Origin of the sequence: Candidatus Avoscillospira sp. LCP25S3_F1 (genome assembly GCF_052117125.1) — a bacterium.
Lineage (GTDB): Bacteria > Bacillota > Clostridia > Oscillospirales > Oscillospiraceae > Avoscillospira_A.
On the sequence record NZ_JBQKJT010000005.1, the window covers coordinates 213,701 to 230,152 of the forward strand.

The following is a 16,452-nucleotide window of genomic DNA, read 5'->3' on the forward strand; positions in this document are numbered from 1 at the left end:
AATGAGCAGCAAATACATTGTGCGGCAGCCCATCAAGGACTGCAACAAAAAGACCATTGGCTATGAGATTCGCTACCACGGCGAAAACCATGCGTTCAGCGACGGTGAACGCAGCGTTACCGTTACTGATTTCGCTGCGGCGGATACCATCTACAGCTTTTTGACACAAAATACCGACAAATTACTCCGTGGTACACTGAACTTTATGACATTTACCACCACGCTGCTGATGAAGAAAACACCCCGGCTCTTCGGAAAAGACGAGGTTGTCATTCAGATTGATGACAGTGTGATCATCCATCCCCTGGCTATGCACATCGTTCAGCAGTACGTCAAAGAGGGCTATCGGGTGGCCGTCAATGAATTCCAGTTTGCCCCCCGGTATCTGGCCCTGCTGGACACCATTGATTATATCAAGTTGAATCTGAAGACGACCTCTCAGATGACGCTGAAAAATATTGTCGATATTGCCCACAGCATGAATAAACAGTGCATTGCTACCGAAGTGGACAGCCAGGAACTGTATGAAAGAGCCATGAAGGTAGGTGTAGACGCTTTACAGGGTACCTATGTGGCTTCCCAGCTGACTACCAAGGCCCACAGCAGCGGATATCTGCAAAGCAATTTCTTCCGGCTGCTGATGGCCATCACGCAGAATGAACCCAATATGGAGGAAATCGAGCGAATCATTTCGGTGGACGCTACCCTGACCTATGGCATTCTCAAAATGGTCAATTCCTGCTATTTTGCCCTGCGTCACCGGGTCAATACCGTTCGGCAGGCCATTGTCATCATGGGCCTGAGCGAACTGCGCCAGTGGGCCTATCTGCTCAGCGCCAGCAACGCAGAGAACCAGCTGGAAGATGGCGCCGAGGACTTCTTGCGCCTGTCCTTTATGCGGGCCAGTTTTTGCAGCGCTTTGATGAACTATGCAAAAAACATGCCCATTTCCAAGCCGGATGCCTATATGATGGGTATGTTCTCCACACTGAATTACCTGATCGACGCGCCTATGGACGAGATTCTGGAGCAGGTACCCCTGCGGGATGAGGTCAAGGAAGCGCTGCTGAAGCGGACGGGCCGCTGTGGTATGCTCTATGATCTGGCCTTAAGCTATGAAGAAGCCGACTGGGGCCGGATTGATGATCTGGCGGAAGCACTGGGTATTCCCACGAATCTGCTGACCAGCGTCTATTTCAACTGCATGGAAGAAGTCAACCGGATTTGGAAGGAAATCACCAGCCCCGAGCCCAACCAGTTGCCGCCGGAGGAAACGACGGAAGCCAATGCTGAAAAGCAACCGGTGTAAGATGCAGCGCAAAACTACATAATTCTTTAATAAAACGGGAGCGCCGCATGCTGCGGCGCTCCCGTTCGGTGTTATAATGTTATAAGTTGTGACGCGGTACTTCCAGCACCTGTTTGCAAGCATAAATGACCTGAGCTGTTACCATAGAATCAAATTTGGCTTCCAAAAAACTCAGCATGGGACGATAGGACTGCTCCGGCAGAACCACATACTTAGCGGGGAGCCGGGACAGAGCCAGAGCCATAGAATCAGCCAGACAGCGGGGGCAGCAGCACAGATGGAACATGCGGGCGTAGTATTCCACCTTCTGACTTACCAGATATTCCATGACGTTGATCATCCGGGAACCATCGGGCAGGATTTGCCTGGTAGCTGCGGCTTCTGGGTCTGACGGAACAATCGATGCGACTGTGTCCGGTTCCGGTACGGACACGGAGACCGGTGTCGGTTCAGCGGCGGAAACCGCTGCGGGTGTCGGTTCCGGAATACGCTCTGCCACAGGCTCCGATACCGGCTGGGGGACCGATTCCGCCACGGGCTCAGGCACCTCCGTGGAAGCTGGCTCGGACATGGCTGACAAATCGGGCACAGATTCCGATACCGGCACAGACACTGTCTCTGTCGGGGCAATGGGAGCCTGCGGGGGCATGGCTTCCGGGGCGGAAGGAGCGGGTATATCCTCCTCCAAGGCGGCTTCCAGAGCTTGCTGAATGGTTGCTTCCAGGGCTTCGTTGTTGGTACGGGCCACTTCCAGAATAGGCGGCGACAGCCGCTGGGCACCACCGGTTGGGACTTCAGCGGCAGGCGCCGCCACTTTTACCGGGGGCTCCCCACTGGGAGCTTCGGCTGCCGGAACGTCTTCTGTGGGCGGTTCCGGGGCACTGCTGTTGGACAGCAGACTCAAAACGTGATCGGTCTTGCTGCTGCGGTTGCTTTTCTTTGTCGCCATTTAGTCTACCTCCTCAGTGGGCAGGGGGAAGACATCGCCGGCAATCTCCTCACACAGGGCTGCAAAGTCCAGGGCAGGCTTGGAGCGGGGGGCATAGTCGTTGATGCTCTGGCCGTGGGCCGGGGCCTCTGCCACGGAAACACTACTGCGAATTTTGCTGTTAAACACCCGGGTATTCAATTGCCGGGCAATTTCCTGGGCCAGCTCCAGCATTTCACGGCTGAGATTCAACCGGCCGTTGTAGCGGTTGAGGAGAATGCCCAGAACCTGGAGACGGGAGTTGTAATAGCTGCGCACACTCTCGATGGTCTCTTTGATCTGGGATACGCCCAGGAGGCTCAGGACCTCCGGCGCCATGGGGATAATCAGGCTGTCCGAGGCCACATAGGCGTTGACTGTGAGAATATTCAGGGCCGGAGGTGTGTCAATGAGAATATAGTCATAGTGATCGGCCACCTTGGACAGGGCAGCTTTGAGAAGAAATTCCCGGCCGGGCTTGTTAAACTCCAGTTCAGCGGCGGAAAGTAAAATGTTGGATGGCAGAACATCACAGACATCGGTGGAACGAATTACATCCGCCGGTTCGGCAACGCCGCGAAAGACATCATAGATGGTGGCACAGTGCTCAATGTCCAGACCCATACTGAAGCCGAGACTGCCCTGAGGGTCCAGGTCTACGCCCAGGACCCGGGCGCCCCGCTGGGACAGGCAGGACAGCAGAGCAGCGGCAGTAGTGGTTTTACCGACGCCGCCTTTCTGGTTGGTAATGGTGGTGATGGTGGCAGGCATCCTGGGTCGATTCCTCCTGTTTTTTGGGCCTGTAAAAGAAATCAGCGCAGACGGCTTATTTTTCTTTATATTTGGCCGATATAGTAGATGAAAAGAAACAGCAATACTGATAATCATAAATTATTTTATCGGGTATTGCAGTATTTGTCAATCGGACGTATCAAACCAAAGGGTTTTTAAGGAGTGAATTATTATGGCATCGATTACCAGTCTTATGAGCAGCAGTTCATCATCCAGCAGTATTTATGGCAACCGAACAAATAATATGATCACCGGTCTGGCCAGTGGCATGGATACCGAGGCCATGATTGAGGGTATGGTGCAGGGATACAAGCAGAAGATCCTGCAACTGCAGAAAAATAAGACCACGGTCCAATGGCAGCAGGAGTCGTATCAGAGCATTTCTGATAAGCTGGTAGAATTTAGCAGGAAGTACATATCCTATTCTTCTACCAGCAATTTGATGAGTTCTGCGTTCTTTAATAATTCTGTGGTTACCACTGCTAAGGGCGACTATGCCAATATGATTACGGCCACAGGCAAGAGCAGTAGCGAGATTGTGATTAACAGTGTTACAAAACTGGCAAAAGCTGCCCAGGCTTACAGTCCGATAACAGCCCCGGGTACCTCTGTCGATCAGGGAACCGGTGCGATCACCGTATCAGCTAATGAAAAATTGAATTTTTCCGATAAAGTCAACATCAGCAAGTTGGAAGGTTCTTTGACTCTGACCTATGGCGCTCAGAAAGTCACGATTTCTTTTGATGAGCAGGAGCTCCTCGGTGAGAATAGTGACGGAAGCGGCAATATTTCCGCAGACAAGCTGAAAGATGCCATTGTGAAAAAGCTGGGAGAAACCACGATTGGCAGTGTTGCTGCAAATGAACGGATTGATGTCAAAGTAGAGAATGGGCAGATCACGTTTGGAGAGGCCTATATCAGCGGCGCTACAGGTAAGCTGGCAGAGACGCTGAATTTGAAAGACCAGCTGGAGGCAGATGGGAAAGTCACATCCCTTGACGTAGCGGGCACTGCCGCCACGTCGCAGGTCAGCAAGGCAGAATATCTGTCGGATAAGACAATCAGCGTGACGGTGAATGGTACAACCAAGACCATCGCTCTGAAAGATGTGGTGAAGCCGAATGGTAGTTTTATTACCTCTGCGGATGAGTTCAAAACAAAGCTGAATGAACAGCTGGGAAAAGCGTTTGGCGATGGGACCGTTACGGCAGATGTTACACAAGATGGGAAACTTTCCTTTACCGTACAGAAGGGTTCCACTTTGTCGGTTCAGTCCAGTGTGGATGAGTTTATGGGTTTTGACGGCGGTATGACCAGCTACCTGGACACCAGCAAGTCACTAAAGGCATTGGGAACCCTTGAAGCTGATGGAACATTGAAACTGGCCGGCGCGACCCTGACGGGAACAGACAAGGGAGTGGACGAGAACGGCGAGAAAATTTATGAGTATACAATGACCATTAATGGAGAGACGATGACGTTTGATCAGAATGCTACCATAGACAAGATCATGAATGCCATCAACGCATCTGACGCCGGTATACAGGTTAGCTACTCGAAGTTGACCAATCAGTTCAATCTGGTGTCTGATGAAACCGGTAAAGCCAGCAAGATCGAAACAACCGCCGACGATTTGGGTGCGGCCCTGTTTGGTGTGCAGACAGTCACTGGAGATGACGCTGAATTTACGGCAACCATTAACGGCCAAACGACCACTTACACCCGTAGTTCCAATACGGTAGATTTGGATGGCCTGAAAGTTACACTGGAAGGTAAGTTTTCGGCAAAAGATAAAAATGGAAATGATACCTCCAATATTCAGGAAATTGATGGTACACAAGGTGTTACATTTAACAGCAAGACCGACTCGAGTAAAATCGTAGAGGCCATCAAGCAGATGGTTTCTGATTTTAATACCATTGCCACAGAGGTCAAGAAAGCCTATTCAGATATGCCGCTGCAGCAGTCTAATGGAGATAAATATGAGCCTTTGAGTGCTGAAGATGAAGCGGATATGACCGAAAATGAGATCAAAGCTTATGAAGAAAAAGCTAAGACTGGTATTCTCTTTATGGATCGTGACTTATCCAGCCTCTATTCGGCTCTGCGTGATGCTGTGGTCAACAATAGTAATGCAGCATATCTGCGTTCCATTGGCATTACTACAAGCTATGAAAATGGTTTGACCACGCTGTCGGTGGATGAAACCAAATTGACCGAAGCTTTGGAAAGCGATTTGGATGGTGTCCGTAATGCGTTTACCAGCAGTAAAGATACCGGTTCCAGCAGCGATGGTGTCATGGCAGCACTGCAGGATGTCATTGACCGCTATGCATCTACTACAGGCGCCACAAAGGGCATCCTGATTGAGAGAGCCGGTTCCAAGTACTCTCCTACTGCTTCTTTGAAAAATACGATGTTGAGCAAAATGCAGGATATCGAGGAGCAGATTAGCAGATGGCAGGAAAAAATGAACAATCAGGTGGATTACTATACCAGTAGATTCACTCAGCTGGAGGTCCTCATCAACCAGATGAATTCCCAGAGTTCTGCTCTGGCTGGCTTGACAGGCGGCTATTGATGTGCGGATGACGTCATAAGAAAGGAAAACCAACAGATGGATATAAGAGGTTATCAGCGGTATCGGGAGGACTCTCTCGATACTATGACCCAAGGAGAGCTGCTGCTGTTGCTCTATGATGAACTGGTCAAACGGCTGAAGTTGGCGGAAATGGAGCTGGAACGGCAGCAATATGATACCTTTGAACAGGCACTCCACCGGTCGGTGGCCATTATCCACTATTTGTCTGATACATTGGATCACAGCTATCCGATCAGCCAAAAGTTAGATCGCTTGTACGAATTTTTCTGCTATGAGCTTTGCCGTGTAGAAGCGGGACGCAACCAGATAGAGCTGGAGCGGGTGACTCACATGGTTGACGAGTTGCGTGACAGCTTCCGACAGGCCGATAAAAATACCACATCAGACAAGCAGATGGAGGCACAGCTTTGAACCAACAGACGATTACCGAGGCCCATGGCGCATGCCGTACAATGTATACGGCCTTGTCGGAACTGTTGGAACTGACCACCGACTTATCGGAGGCCATTCAACGGCAGGATCAGGTTTCGGTACAGCTGTTTCTAAGCATGCGCCAAGAGCCTTTGGAGCGGCTGCGGATTTGTGACGCCCACCTGCGGCGGCTGTGCAGCTCACTGCCACAGGCAGAGAGTGCACAGTTACGACAGGTCCTTAATGGTCAGAGTGGCGGAACAGCGACCACTCAGGGACTGGAACGGACCGTCCGGCAGAACCGGCAGCTGCTGGAGCAAATCACCCGAATGGATGAACGCATCAACCGGCGTATGGGCGGCAAGAAGTCTTTCTATGAGCAAAAGGCAGCCCAGTAACAGAAACAAGAGTCCCCTGCCGGGCGTGACCGCGGCAGGGGACTTCCCTGTTAGTTATGTTGGAGTAAACCGGCATCGGTTCAGAAGGCTTTCTTTCCACCCGGAGTAGTAATGCACCAAAGCGGCGCACCGTCGTTGCGGGATGATGATAATTCGTCTATAATAAGATCTGGCTCCCAAGCGGTGAGACTCCGTTGGCGACTGTTGGGATCAGATACCAATATGCGGCCGTCCAGAGTAACGCCCCGCAGAATGATAAAATGGCCGCCGGCTGTAAAGTGGCCGGGTCCCATCAGTGCTACGAAAATTTTGCCGGAGGCCAATGTGCTGAGAATCGAGTCGGCAGTGCGGTCCTCCCAGATGATTCCCTCCAGACCCCAAGCCTCGGCGGCGGCGGGAATCAGGTCATGGTACGAGCCGCTGCCGGGAGCGCAGTAGCCGTTTTCATAGGCCCACTGAGCCATCTGTGCCGGATTTACCACGGTGTCCGAAAGAGTGGAGACCACCATGGCCATGGCAGTGGGGCCGCAGCCATAGCCGCCCACATGATCGGGCCCATAAGGTGCGTCGGCCCAGGGCGCTTCGCTCTGGCAATAGTATACAAACTCGGCGCTGCCGCCTGTAAGCACTTCCAGACCGTCCCGTTCAGACAGCTCAGTGACAGCTGGATCTTCGATTGGGCGATTCTCATTCACAGCAGGGGCTTCGGCCAACTGGCTTTCCAGGGGTTCCTCTGGTTCTGCGGTCTCCTCGGCGGGGGGCGGTGTTTCTGTTTCTTCTGGCTTCCAGGCGGCCGATATCCGAACGACCAGTGCGTGACCGGCCTGAACTGCTTCGTCGACAATGGCGCTTCCGGTGTCTCCCACCCGATGGGCCGCGGCGATCACCGGAGCGGTGACACGCCGGTACAGGTCCGGCGCGGCAAAGCGGCAGACCGCCAGCTCTACACCGCCAATGCATACCGTCGCCAGACAGAGAATAGCGGCGATTTTCAGAACGGTTTTACGACGACCTTTCATGGGAACACCTCAAATTAAACTAGACATAGACCCGACACGGTCCGGAACAGGAGAAAAACCATGCCACAGATTCGATTGGACAGCGTCAGCAAATACTTCATGCAGGAGGGACGGAAAAACTTTGCCATCCGGCAGGTGGATCTGACCATAGAGCAGGGAGAATTTATCTTTGTCACCGGCAGCAGCGGTGCGGGGAAAAGCACCCTGCTGAAGCTGATTACCGGCGAACTCCGCCCGGATCAGGGCAAAGTCTATGTCAATAACATGGATGTGGTACGGCTTGCCCGTTGGGGGCTGCTCCGGCGGCGCAACTACTTTGGCTATGTGCCCCAATTGCCGCAGCTGATCCGCCGTCGCACCATCGGTCAGAACCTGGAACAGGTCATCATGGCTCACCGACGACGTCTGGATGGCACGGTGGAGGAGCGGGTACAAAAAGCCCTTGCCATGGTGGGCCTGCGGGATGTGATTGACCGGTATCCGGTGGAGCTGTCCCAGGGCCAGTGCCGACAGGTGGAACTGGCACGGGCCATCATCACCAGTCCGTCGGTTTTGGTGCTGGATGAGCTGACGGCCAATCTGGACGAGGATGCCATTTGGGATGCCTTTCACCTGCTGGAAGAGCTGAATCACCGGGGCACCACCGTGATCATGGCGACCCACGCCAAAATGTTTGTCAATATGATGCGTAAGCGGGTGATTACCCTGGTGGATGGCAGCATCTTCGGCGACGTGCCCAAGGGCCGCTACGGCGACGTGCTTTCCAATCGGGACGATGGAACCGCCGCACGCGGATAGGGAGGAAGGAACGCATGGGAAAGAATGTATGGAAAGCGCTGGGTACCGCAGGCGCGCTGCTGCTGTTGTTGACGAGCTGCGGAGAAACAGAGGAGGCCGCATCCCTGCCGAACAACTACGTATTCGGTCAGGAGATGCTGCCTGCCATGGGCGAGGATCAGGGCGTCGGTACGGAACAAGGCGTGTCCTGTGAGGTCACCACTGACAGCGAGACGGGAGAGACCATCTATGCCTATAGTGGCCTGACATCGGGTCAGGAGACTGCAGCGGCCTATCTGGAGGCGTTAGAGACGCAGTACGGCTGCTCCCCCATGGATGAGGAAGGCGTGCGTCAAGCCAATGCGGCTGTCACCGACGCGGAGGGCTCGATTCTGGTGGGCAAGGATATGGCCGACGGTTCCGGAATCCTGCGCCTGGATATCCAGTGGGCGGAAACCACATGTCAGCTGACAGCTTCCATTCTGGAGGGAATGCAGTTGCAAGACCCGGCAGAGCCGGAAAAGGAACCCATTGGTGTCACTGCGGCTGTGGCAGAACTGAAATCCATGACGCCGGAAGAACTGGGAGTTCCAGAGGGAGAGACGTATATGGTCTATGCCGATGACGGCTACATCATGGTCGACGATGAGGCGTGCTACCGTCTGAAGCTGTACCGCCGGACGGCAGTGGACACGCGGGAAATCGTGGGAATCTATCTGATGTCTCTGGACGGCAGTACTATCTACCGGCTCAACGGGGACAATCAGGCGGAGCCATTGAATCGGTCATAAGGGAAGCAGGGAGCGCCGCAATGCGGCGCTCCCTGTCTGGTAGTGGACGCCTTTCCAGGCGTCCACTTTTTGTATCAGTTTGCGCCAGCCGTAGAGGTATCTTCCTGCAGCTGGAACTGAGCGGCCAGGTCCTTAAGCAGTTGGGCCTGACTCGACAACTCTTCGCTGGCAGCAGCACTTTCCTGAGCCGTGGCGGAGTTGGTCTGCACCACGCTGGCAATCTGGTCGATGCCTTCCGTGATCTGGGCAATGGAGTTGGCTTCGTTCATGGCGTTCTCCACCACCTGCTCAATGTAGGTGACGGCGACGCTGGTCAGTTCCTTGCTCTCATCCAGAGTAGCGGTAACCTCCTCGCTGAGGCGGCTGCCTTCCTCCACGCTGACGGTGGAGTGCTCGATAAGCTCCTTGGTGTGTTTGGCGGCCTGATCGGACTTGGAGGCCAGATTGCGGACCTCGTCGGCCACCACGGCAAAGCCTTTGCCGGCATTACCGGCGCGAGCTGCCTCGACAGCGGCGTTGAGAGCCAGAATATTGGTCTGGAATGCAATGTTTTCGATGGTGGTGATGATCTGACCAATTTCCTGATGGCCTTCCAAAATGGTGGCCATGGCGTCGCGGAGCTCGTGCATTTTCTCGTTGCTCAGCGTTACCTGGGTACCGGCGGCGTTGGCCTTTTCCTTGGCGGTCTGGGCGGCGGCGGTGTTGTTCTGAACACCGGTATTGATATCCGCCACCGTAGCCGACAGCTCCTGTACGGCACTGGCCTGCTCAGTGGCGCCCTGGGCCAGGGCCTGGGCACCGGAAGAGACCTGCTCGGCGCCGGCGGAAACCTGGGAGGCCGCCGTATCCATCTGGCGCAGGGTGTTGTTCAGGTTATACTTGATATTCCGCAGGGAGGTGAGAATCTGGGACATATCGCCCTGGTATAACTTGTAATTCCGGGAGGAAACGCGGAAATTACCGTTTGCCATCTCACCCAGCAGATAGTCAATATCGTGGATTAGACCGGTCAGCGTCGATACAATACCGGAGGTGGCGGTGGCCAAAATACCGATTTCATCATCCCGCTGCATCTGCGGCGCGGGGGTGGTGAGATCGCCCTGGCTCAACTGCTCCAGACGGCGTGCACAGATCTGAATGGGCTGACTGATGTTCCGGGACATACGAATGGTAATCAGGGAACCAATGATCAATACGGCAATGAGCATACCGAAAATCAAGAAGATGCTCTGGTAGGTAGAACTCATAAAGTCGGCCGTATGGGCGTTGATGGCGATGCTCCAGCCGTCGGTACCGGGGATCGGCGCATAGCCCACAGTTTTTTTCACACCGTCAAGGGTGTAGGTGCCCTGGCCGGTTTCACCATTGCGCATTTTGGCGTGAATGGCTGCCAAGTCCGCGTAGTCGCTGTTGGTTTTGGCCTCTTCTTCAATGTTCTCCGTGGCCACCAGGGAGATGTCCGGGTCGGCAATGGTGGTGCCGTCAGAGGAAATGATGTATGCCATGCTGTTTTCGCTGATCTGGATGGAATTTACAATATCATTGAGGAAGGTTTCCGGCGGTACCAAATAGACTACACGAGAAACAACGGAATTGGCTTCTCCATCGCGCCATACAGGAGCTGCAACCATGATCGACAACTCACCAGTGGTTTTGCTGATGGTAGGAGTAGAAATCCAGATGTTGCCTTCCAGGGCTTTCTGAAAGTATTCCCGGTCGGCGTAGTTATTGCCGTCAAAAAGACTGTTGCCGGTGGTATCCAGCAAATTGCCGCAGACCATGCCGTAGTTATCAACCCACTGTTGTACGATTTCCTGCTTTTGTGCGATGGGCGTATTGTCACTGAGCTGAGGCACCATACCCAGGGACGCAACGGCATTTTTATAGGCCATCAGCTCATAGGAAACGCGTTCTGCGGCTAAAGACGCGGTAGTTTCCAGGTTTTGTTGTAAAAGATTCTGGCTGCTGTTGTAATTGGTGAAGATGCCGATACCGCCGCACAGAAGTGCGGCGACACCAATCATCGACAACACTCGAATGGCGATTTTTCGCTGAATGCTTTTCATGGATGTACCTCCCAAAGCGTATACTAGAACAATAGTGCGAAACTATATACTCTATATTATTTTATCGGCAAAAAACATAAAAAAATAATATGATGGTAAAAAAATTCCCAAAAACAAAAGCGCCCATTCAGTGGACGCTTTTGCTGGGAGGGAACAGACTCCATGGAGCGGGAGGAAGCGCCATTCAGCTTCTGGGCCCAGAGGACGGCGCCAGTCAGTCCGTTCAGAGTTGCGCAAGTTGGCCACCCTCATCGTCAGGACTGGACCAGCCGGATGGGATGCTTCATGGTATAACTCCTTATATCGCGGTACAAAATCTAAAAAATACAGGATAAAACCAGCGCAATCTGGTAATATCCGAACAGTTGTATACTGTACCATACGATTCATACCCAGTCAATGAAAAAGAGTATACAAAGGAGGCGGCCTCCGGCGAAGAGGCCGCCTCCCGTTTGTCAGTCTCCGTGGGGCTTGTGGTGGTAAACCTTCAGATTGGGCCCGCTGGTGCCGCTGATGATGGGCCGGGCCGGGGTTTTGCCATGCTTGGCCTTACCCTGAATCTCCGGTACCGGCGGTTCGTCATTGCGGGGCCGCGTCTCGGTCCAGTCGGGCCGTGCCATTCCCTGTTTGGCCATGGGATCGCCTCCTTCCATCCTACCCGGCCATGGGCCGGTTTTTCCTAGTATGGCCGGTTTCGGATGGGACATACTCATGGCGGAGACCGTCAGGCGTCGGCGTGAATCTGGTTCAGCAGCTGGCCGATGGGACCGGTCAAAACCAGGTCGGCCCGGTCATCACAGGGCGTAGGCGTTTTGTTGATGAGAACCAGATGGCGGCCGGAAAAATAGTCGATAAGCCCGGCAGCCGGATAAACGGCCAGAGAGGTACCGCCGATGATCAGCAGGTCGGCGCTGAGAATGTCGTGGATCGCGCCTTCGATTACGCGGTTGTCCAGTCCTTCTTCATAAAGGACCACGTCAGGCTTGACGATGCCGCCGCAGGTACAGGTGGGGACGCCGGTGCTGTCGCGGATCAATTCCACCGGATAGGCGGCTTTGCATCGCATACAGTGGTTGCGGTGGACGGAGCCGTGGAGCTCCCAGACCCGTTGGGACCCGGCCATCTGATGAAGACCGTCGATGTTCTGAGTTACCACGGACCGCAGCTTGCCCGCCGCTTCCAGTTCCGCCAGTTTCCGGTGGGCGGCATTGGGCCGGGCCGCAAGACACAGCATTTTGTCCCGGTAAAACCGGTAAAATTCCTCGGGGTTCCGGTCGAAAAAGCTGCGGCTCAGAATGGTCTCCGGCGGCCAGCGGTACTTCTGGTTGTACAGACCGTCCACACTGCGAAAATCGGGGATTCCCGATTCTGTGGACACTCCGGCGCCGCCGAAAAAAACGGTGCAGCGGCTCTCGTCAATCCAGCGCTGCAAGGTCTGTAAGGACTCGTTCATATCCATACGCTCCTCTCCCTTTTTTGCCAGTGTACCACGAATCGGTCGGGGATACAAGCGGATGCCTTGCACCAGCATTCCACGAGGCGCATAGGATATGGGGAGCACAGGCGCAATTTTATGAAAACAGGGAGAGAATTTTATCATGGGAATGCCCGTAATCACCCCCAGCAACACCACTCGCACGCAGGCCGTCACCGATATCATTGAATCGGTAGCCCTGCAGGAGACCGCCCTTTCCCACATCCTCAATGCCGAGGGTGAGAAAATCCAGAAGGTTGTGGCCATGTCCGATGTGACCCCCGAGGTTCTGATGGCCGTCAACAAGTCGGTAGAGTCCATGGTGGGGGCCGTGTCCCGTCTGGAGATGATTCTCCAGTCCAAGCTGGCCGTGTTCGACGGCTGTCTGTGCGACGGCGATCAGCCTTCGGTCTGAGTGTAGTTCCACGGGAGGATGCTGCGGCAAGCGGCATCCTCCTTTCGCTGCCCTGGGGACACGGTGGTGCATTCGACGCATACACTGTACTGTGGAGCCAGTGGGCTGCACGATTTCTTTCCGAGGAGGAATCCCAGCATGGCAATCAATTTTGGCCCTGCCAATGGATATAACGTCTTTGTATTCGGCAATATGAACCTCAGCAACACCGATGCCGAAGGCCGGGTGGCCGTCGGCGGTACGCCACCCTGAGCAACTACGGTATCGGCGCGGGCATTACGCCCCTGCCGCCGGCCAACACCGACCCATCCTTTGTGGTGGGCGGCAACTTGAACGTCTCCGGCGGCTCCAATGCCAGCGGCAATACGGTCATCAGCCCCACCAGCACAGTCCTGAACTACACCATGGGCAATCCAAACGGTTCCCTGGTGGTGGGCCAACCTATTGACTTCAGCGACACAGAACGCTATCTCAAATGTGTGTCCGTGTTCTGGAATACACTGCCCGCCAACGGCGTCGGCGGGGTGGTCTTTGGCCAGTTGAATCTGACCGGTACCAGCGAAATCCTCAATATCTTCCAGTTCGACAGCACCAACGTGTATGGAACCGGTCTGGCGTTGAATCAGCTCAACGGCATCAACATCATTGCACCCGTCAGCTCCACCATCCTCATCAACGTCACCGGCCCCAATATCCAGTACGGCAGCTATCAGATTTTCCGCAACGGTACGGCGGCTACCCGGGAAAATGCCCGGCGCATTCTATGGAATTTCCCCGGGGCACTGACCTGGTCCAACAGCACCACGGCCATCTATGGCTCCGTGCTGGCGCCGTTCGCGGCGGCCAGCACTACCTTCAGCCAGATCAACGGCAACATTATGCTGGCATCGTTTTCCGGCAACGCCGAAAGCCACAATGAGCTGTTTATCGGAGAGCTGCCCGACCCCGTGGACTGCGCGCTGACTACCAGCACCACCACCGGCAGCACCAGCAGCACGACATCAAGCACCAGCAGTACCACGTCGAGCACCAGCAGTACGGTCTGGACTGTTCGGGCTTCGTAGACTGGACATTCTACAATGTCAGCAACGGTGCGTATGTGATGGGCCATGGCGGCGGCGCACAGTCGCAGCACACATATTGTACATCGATCTCCTGGGACGAGGCCCAGCCCGGTGACCTGGTATTTTACCCGGATGACAGCCATGTGGGTATTGTAGGCGGCTGGGATGCAGACGGTAATCTGTTGATCGTCCATTGTACACCCAGCGGCGGCGTGGTCATTACCGGCCAGGAGTATTTTGCAGCCGTTGGCAGACCGGGCTTTTACGGAGGGAAATAAAGACGCTGCCGCCATGATTAACACTGCAAATGCAGAAGCGGTGAGTAGGAATCCCAGCTTTAATAGGATGAAAAACTAGGGCAGCGAGGAACCGCTGCCCTAGTTTGTATCATATTATGCAGGGGAAGTATGGAAACTAACGGTAAAAGAAGCAAGTTGTTTTGGAAGCAGAAAGGACTAATCCTAAATCATTTGAGTGAATTTGGTTGGCTTTTCACTTCAAATAACAGAAGTCGGATGTACCATTATGAATTCGCCAAGGGATCACCACAACCGGCTGTACTAGAGAAAATCTCTGATGTGCTGGATGTATCTACCGAAATATTGAAAGTACCGGATATGAAAAACATCATCAGCATAATGCACATTTTATTTGCCGTGGAGAACGAGCCAAAAGCAAAAATTTGCAATGACGTTGGATGTGTTACGTTACCAAGAATAATTGGGGGATGCTAAAGAGATAGTTGCCCAATGTGAAGCCTTTAACCGTTCTTCTTCGATGTTGGAATTCTCTGTAATATCTATATCCATTTCTTTCATTTCACTTATCAAATCGGTAACATTGTCTGGGATGGATTCTCGAAAAATTCCAATCCCAATGTTAGGAAACGCAAACGAATACCCATTTTCATTATCAATAATGTCACCATAATTGTGTTCTTTCAAAACATGATATAGTTCGTCTGCACCGACTTGAAATGCCTGAACTCCATAAATAAGCGGCTGAATATCACCGTTATAACCCGCTAAAAATTCAATAAATTCGAGTTTATCTTCTCCTGAAAAGTCAAGGCGGAGTTCACTTTTGAAATAGTAATATGAATTTCCAACTATTTCAGGCTGTCCTAGCTTTGCTTCCACCGCTTCTCTCGTGTTTCCTAATAAGATATACTGATTGTCCCATTGAATTCCTTTTAACGGCAGTATTGTAAAAAGCATTTGAATTCTCCTTTTCTAAAAATACTGCCAATCAATATTATTTTACCCCCAATTATTATTGGCAGCAGATTTACTATATTATATAGCATAAATACGTGTATGTAAAAAGTAAATTTGCAAAATTTTGGAGTAACTTATTTAACAGAACCCAATTCAATATACTCTTTTGCAACAGCATAAGAAATCATTTCGTCGATTGCATCATCATATTTTGTCCCAAATAACTTTCGAATATCATTAATTCCCATTTGCATGGCTTCTGCAAATTTGCCTTCTTTAACAAGTTTTTCTTCCTTTGCACGAAATTCTTTAGCAGATGTACTACTTCCGTAACTGGATGTTTTTTTATGATCCTCTGTTAACATACGAATACATGGTCCAGAATAAGTAGTAAGCCCATTCACAGCATCGGACGGAATGTGGTGACGTTGTCCTTCATAAGAACTCATGGATCCGTATGCTCCTCCAGCAAAGTTGTACCGATATGTAGACATGGGACCCAAGTCGTATTTGGGTCCATCAATTGCATATCCAGAATAAGTAATATTTTCCTTTATAGTAGCAGATTTGTTCTTTAACCATGTGTAAGTGCGTACACCTACTGGAATATTAACGTCATTAATAGCGTGAGAATCAATGTACTTGTTATTATAGTCAGTTAATCTTAAATCAAGATGTAACGTAGTCAGTGCATCTACACCAATATTTGTTACAGAAACTACAAACCCCTTTTTACCCGGTGTTAATGAAACCTCAATAAAATTAGGAATATGAATATCATTTGGCTGAACAAGCCCAGCACCAGGAGAATCAAGGGAGATTGTAGTTGTGCACGTGGCGTCTTCATCAAGTTCTCCAATAAGCGCTGATGGGTCTTCCAAGTCAACATAAATGTCGGGATCATCGGGCAGTTGATGAGATGCAAATGCTTGCTCAGGCTCACCAAATATAGAGGTAGACTCTGTAGCGAATGCCGAAATGGAAATAGTGCAGATTATCGCCAACACGAGAATAAAAGATAAGAATTTTTTCATATTAAGGCAATACCGCACAGAAAAGTAGGCGCGATACTGCCAGAAGTGATATAATAAGACCATGGATAAACAGATGACAATGTCTGCGCTTAGTGATGAGTTGGCGCAGGTACGGA

The 16,452-nt window shown here is 52.3% G+C and carries 17 protein-coding genes and 1 pseudogene; 10 read left to right on the forward strand and 8 right to left on the reverse strand.

Features of this window, described 5'->3' with window-relative positions:
* The first annotated feature begins 1 nt into the window (after window position 1).
* On the forward strand, window positions 2-1,309 hold the full coding sequence (locus ACTQ33_RS06410) for an EAL and HDOD domain-containing protein (protein ID WP_441463141.1): 1,308 nt from the start codon (window positions 2-4) through the stop codon (window positions 1,307-1,309).
* Between the two features lie 79 nt (window positions 1,310-1,388).
* Here ACTQ33_RS06410 and ACTQ33_RS06415 read toward each other — a convergent pair whose 3' ends face one another.
* Entirely contained in the window at window positions 1,389-2,258 is an 870-nt protein-coding gene (locus ACTQ33_RS06415) for a late competence development ComFB family protein (RefSeq protein ID WP_441463143.1), read from the reverse strand.
* Window positions 2,259-3,047 carry a ParA family protein gene (locus tag ACTQ33_RS06420; protein WP_441463145.1) on the reverse strand — a complete coding sequence of 263 codons (789 nt, stop codon included), beginning with the start codon at window positions 3,045-3,047 and terminating at the stop codon, window positions 2,259-2,261.
* Window positions 3,048-3,240: 193 nt separating this feature from the next.
* On the opposite strand from ACTQ33_RS06420, the gene fliD reads away from it, so the two are divergent.
* Genes fliD through ACTQ33_RS06435 form a run of 3 tightly spaced genes read left to right on the forward strand, consistent with a single transcriptional unit; the run spans window position 3,241 to window position 6,479 of the window.
* Window positions 3,241-5,649: a flagellar filament capping protein FliD gene (fliD, locus tag ACTQ33_RS06425; protein ID WP_441463147.1), complete on the forward strand. Its 2,409-nt coding sequence runs from the start codon at window positions 3,241-3,243 to the stop codon at window positions 5,647-5,649.
* Window positions 5,650-5,685: 36 nt separating this feature from the next.
* The gene (locus ACTQ33_RS06430; protein WP_441463149.1) at window positions 5,686-6,081 is read left to right on the forward strand and encodes a flagellar export chaperone FliS; all 396 of its coding nucleotides are present in this window, start codon (window positions 5,686-5,688) and stop codon (window positions 6,079-6,081) included.
* Window positions 6,078-6,479 (forward strand): hypothetical protein, encoded by a 402-nt coding sequence (locus ACTQ33_RS06435; RefSeq protein ID WP_441463151.1) that lies wholly within the window; start codon window positions 6,078-6,080, stop codon window positions 6,477-6,479. The genes ACTQ33_RS06430 and ACTQ33_RS06435 overlap by 4 nt, the downstream gene beginning before the upstream one ends.
* 80 nt (window positions 6,480-6,559) lie before the next feature.
* On the opposite strand, the gene ACTQ33_RS06440 is transcribed toward ACTQ33_RS06435, so the two are convergent.
* Window positions 6,560-7,498, reverse strand: a complete 939-nt coding sequence (locus ACTQ33_RS06440; protein ID WP_441463152.1) for a C39 family peptidase — start codon at window positions 7,496-7,498, stop codon at window positions 6,560-6,562.
* 60 nt (window positions 7,499-7,558) lie between these two features.
* On the opposite strand from ACTQ33_RS06440, the gene ACTQ33_RS06445 reads away from it, so the two are divergent.
* Together ACTQ33_RS06445 and ACTQ33_RS06450 are read left to right on the forward strand one after the other, a co-directional pair.
* Window positions 7,559-8,296, forward strand: a complete 738-nt coding sequence (locus ACTQ33_RS06445; RefSeq protein ID WP_441463154.1) for a cell division ATP-binding protein FtsE — start codon at window positions 7,559-7,561, stop codon at window positions 8,294-8,296.
* 14 nt (window positions 8,297-8,310) lie between these two features.
* On the forward strand, window positions 8,311-9,066 hold the full coding sequence (locus ACTQ33_RS06450; protein ID WP_441463155.1) for a hypothetical protein: 756 nt from the start codon (window positions 8,311-8,313) through the stop codon (window positions 9,064-9,066).
* Window positions 9,067-9,140: 74 nt separating this feature from the next.
* Here ACTQ33_RS06450 and ACTQ33_RS06455 read toward each other — a convergent pair whose 3' ends face one another.
* The 3 genes from ACTQ33_RS06455 to ACTQ33_RS06465 form a co-directional block, all read right to left on the reverse strand.
* On the reverse strand, window positions 9,141-11,132 hold the full coding sequence (locus tag ACTQ33_RS06455) for a methyl-accepting chemotaxis protein (RefSeq protein ID WP_441463157.1): 1,992 nt from the start codon (window positions 11,130-11,132) through the stop codon (window positions 9,141-9,143).
* 455 nt (window positions 11,133-11,587) lie between these two features.
* Complete coding sequence (locus ACTQ33_RS06460) at window positions 11,588-11,767, reverse strand: hypothetical protein (protein ID WP_441463159.1); 180 nt, start codon at window positions 11,765-11,767, stop codon at window positions 11,588-11,590.
* 89 nt (window positions 11,768-11,856) lie between these two features.
* Window positions 11,857-12,585, reverse strand: a complete 729-nt coding sequence (locus ACTQ33_RS06465; protein WP_441463161.1) for an NAD-dependent protein deacylase — start codon at window positions 12,583-12,585, stop codon at window positions 11,857-11,859.
* A gap of 145 nt (window positions 12,586-12,730) precedes the next feature.
* Between ACTQ33_RS06465 and ACTQ33_RS06470 the strand changes: the two genes are divergently transcribed.
* From ACTQ33_RS06470 to ACTQ33_RS06485, 4 genes and pseudogenes are all read left to right on the forward strand, one after another.
* Window positions 12,731-13,021: a hypothetical protein gene (locus ACTQ33_RS06470; RefSeq protein ID WP_441463163.1), complete on the forward strand. Its 291-nt coding sequence runs from the start codon at window positions 12,731-12,733 to the stop codon at window positions 13,019-13,021.
* Window positions 13,022-13,213: 192 nt separating this feature from the next.
* Window positions 13,214-14,085: pseudogene (locus tag ACTQ33_RS06475) on the forward strand (choice-of-anchor A family protein).
* Window positions 14,064-14,363, forward strand: a complete 300-nt coding sequence (locus ACTQ33_RS06480) for an NlpC/P60 family protein (protein ID WP_441463179.1) — start codon at window positions 14,064-14,066, stop codon at window positions 14,361-14,363. The pseudogene ACTQ33_RS06475 and the gene ACTQ33_RS06480 overlap by 22 nt, the downstream one beginning before the upstream one ends.
* A 129-nt stretch (window positions 14,364-14,492) precedes the next feature.
* A complete protein-coding gene (locus ACTQ33_RS06485; protein WP_441463165.1) occupies window positions 14,493-14,819 on the forward strand; it encodes a helix-turn-helix domain-containing protein in 327 nt (108 codons plus the stop codon).
* Here the strand turns inward: ACTQ33_RS06485 and ACTQ33_RS06490 are convergent.
* Together ACTQ33_RS06490 and ACTQ33_RS06495 are read right to left on the reverse strand one after the other, a co-directional pair.
* Window positions 14,793-15,302 carry a hypothetical protein gene (locus ACTQ33_RS06490; protein ID WP_441463167.1) on the reverse strand — a complete coding sequence of 170 codons (510 nt, stop codon included), beginning with the start codon at window positions 15,300-15,302 and terminating at the stop codon, window positions 14,793-14,795. The two genes, ACTQ33_RS06485 and ACTQ33_RS06490, sit on opposite strands and share 27 nt — an antisense overlap.
* Before the next feature lie 134 nt (window positions 15,303-15,436).
* Window positions 15,437-16,452: hypothetical protein (locus ACTQ33_RS06495; protein ID WP_441463169.1), on the reverse strand; the 1,016-nt coding region annotated here is incomplete at its 5' end.

What these genes read in the sequence shown, in the direction of transcription:
- ACTQ33_RS06410 (WP_441463141.1), top strand. Translation starts at nt 2, where the DNA reads ATGAGCAGCAAATACATTGTGCGGCAGCCCATCAAGGACTGCAACAAA.
- ACTQ33_RS06415 (WP_441463143.1), bottom strand. Translation starts at nt 2,258, where the DNA reads ATGGCGACAAAGAAAAGCAACCGCAGCAGCAAGACCGATCACGTTTTG.
- ACTQ33_RS06420 (WP_441463145.1), bottom strand. Translation starts at nt 3,047, where the DNA reads ATGCCTGCCACCATCACCACCATTACCAACCAGAAAGGCGGCGTCGGT.
- fliD (WP_441463147.1), top strand. Translation starts at nt 3,241, where the DNA reads ATGGCATCGATTACCAGTCTTATGAGCAGCAGTTCATCATCCAGCAGT.
- ACTQ33_RS06430 (WP_441463149.1), top strand. Translation starts at nt 5,686, where the DNA reads ATGGATATAAGAGGTTATCAGCGGTATCGGGAGGACTCTCTCGATACT.
- ACTQ33_RS06440 (WP_441463152.1), bottom strand. Translation starts at nt 7,498, where the DNA reads ATGAAAGGTCGTCGTAAAACCGTTCTGAAAATCGCCGCTATTCTCTGT.
- ACTQ33_RS06445 (WP_441463154.1), top strand. Translation starts at nt 7,559, where the DNA reads ATGCCACAGATTCGATTGGACAGCGTCAGCAAATACTTCATGCAGGAG.
- ACTQ33_RS06450 (WP_441463155.1), top strand. Translation starts at nt 8,311, where the DNA reads ATGGGAAAGAATGTATGGAAAGCGCTGGGTACCGCAGGCGCGCTGCTG.
- ACTQ33_RS06455 (WP_441463157.1), bottom strand. Translation starts at nt 11,132, where the DNA reads ATGAAAAGCATTCAGCGAAAAATCGCCATTCGAGTGTTGTCGATGATT.
- ACTQ33_RS06460 (WP_441463159.1), bottom strand. Translation starts at nt 11,767, where the DNA reads ATGGCCAAACAGGGAATGGCACGGCCCGACTGGACCGAGACGCGGCCC.
- ACTQ33_RS06465 (WP_441463161.1), bottom strand. Translation starts at nt 12,585, where the DNA reads ATGAACGAGTCCTTACAGACCTTGCAGCGCTGGATTGACGAGAGCCGC.
- ACTQ33_RS06470 (WP_441463163.1), top strand. Translation starts at nt 12,731, where the DNA reads ATGGGAATGCCCGTAATCACCCCCAGCAACACCACTCGCACGCAGGCC.
- ACTQ33_RS06485 (WP_441463165.1), top strand. Translation starts at nt 14,493, where the DNA reads ATGGAAACTAACGGTAAAAGAAGCAAGTTGTTTTGGAAGCAGAAAGGA.
- ACTQ33_RS06490 (WP_441463167.1), bottom strand. Translation starts at nt 15,302, where the DNA reads ATGCTTTTTACAATACTGCCGTTAAAAGGAATTCAATGGGACAATCAG.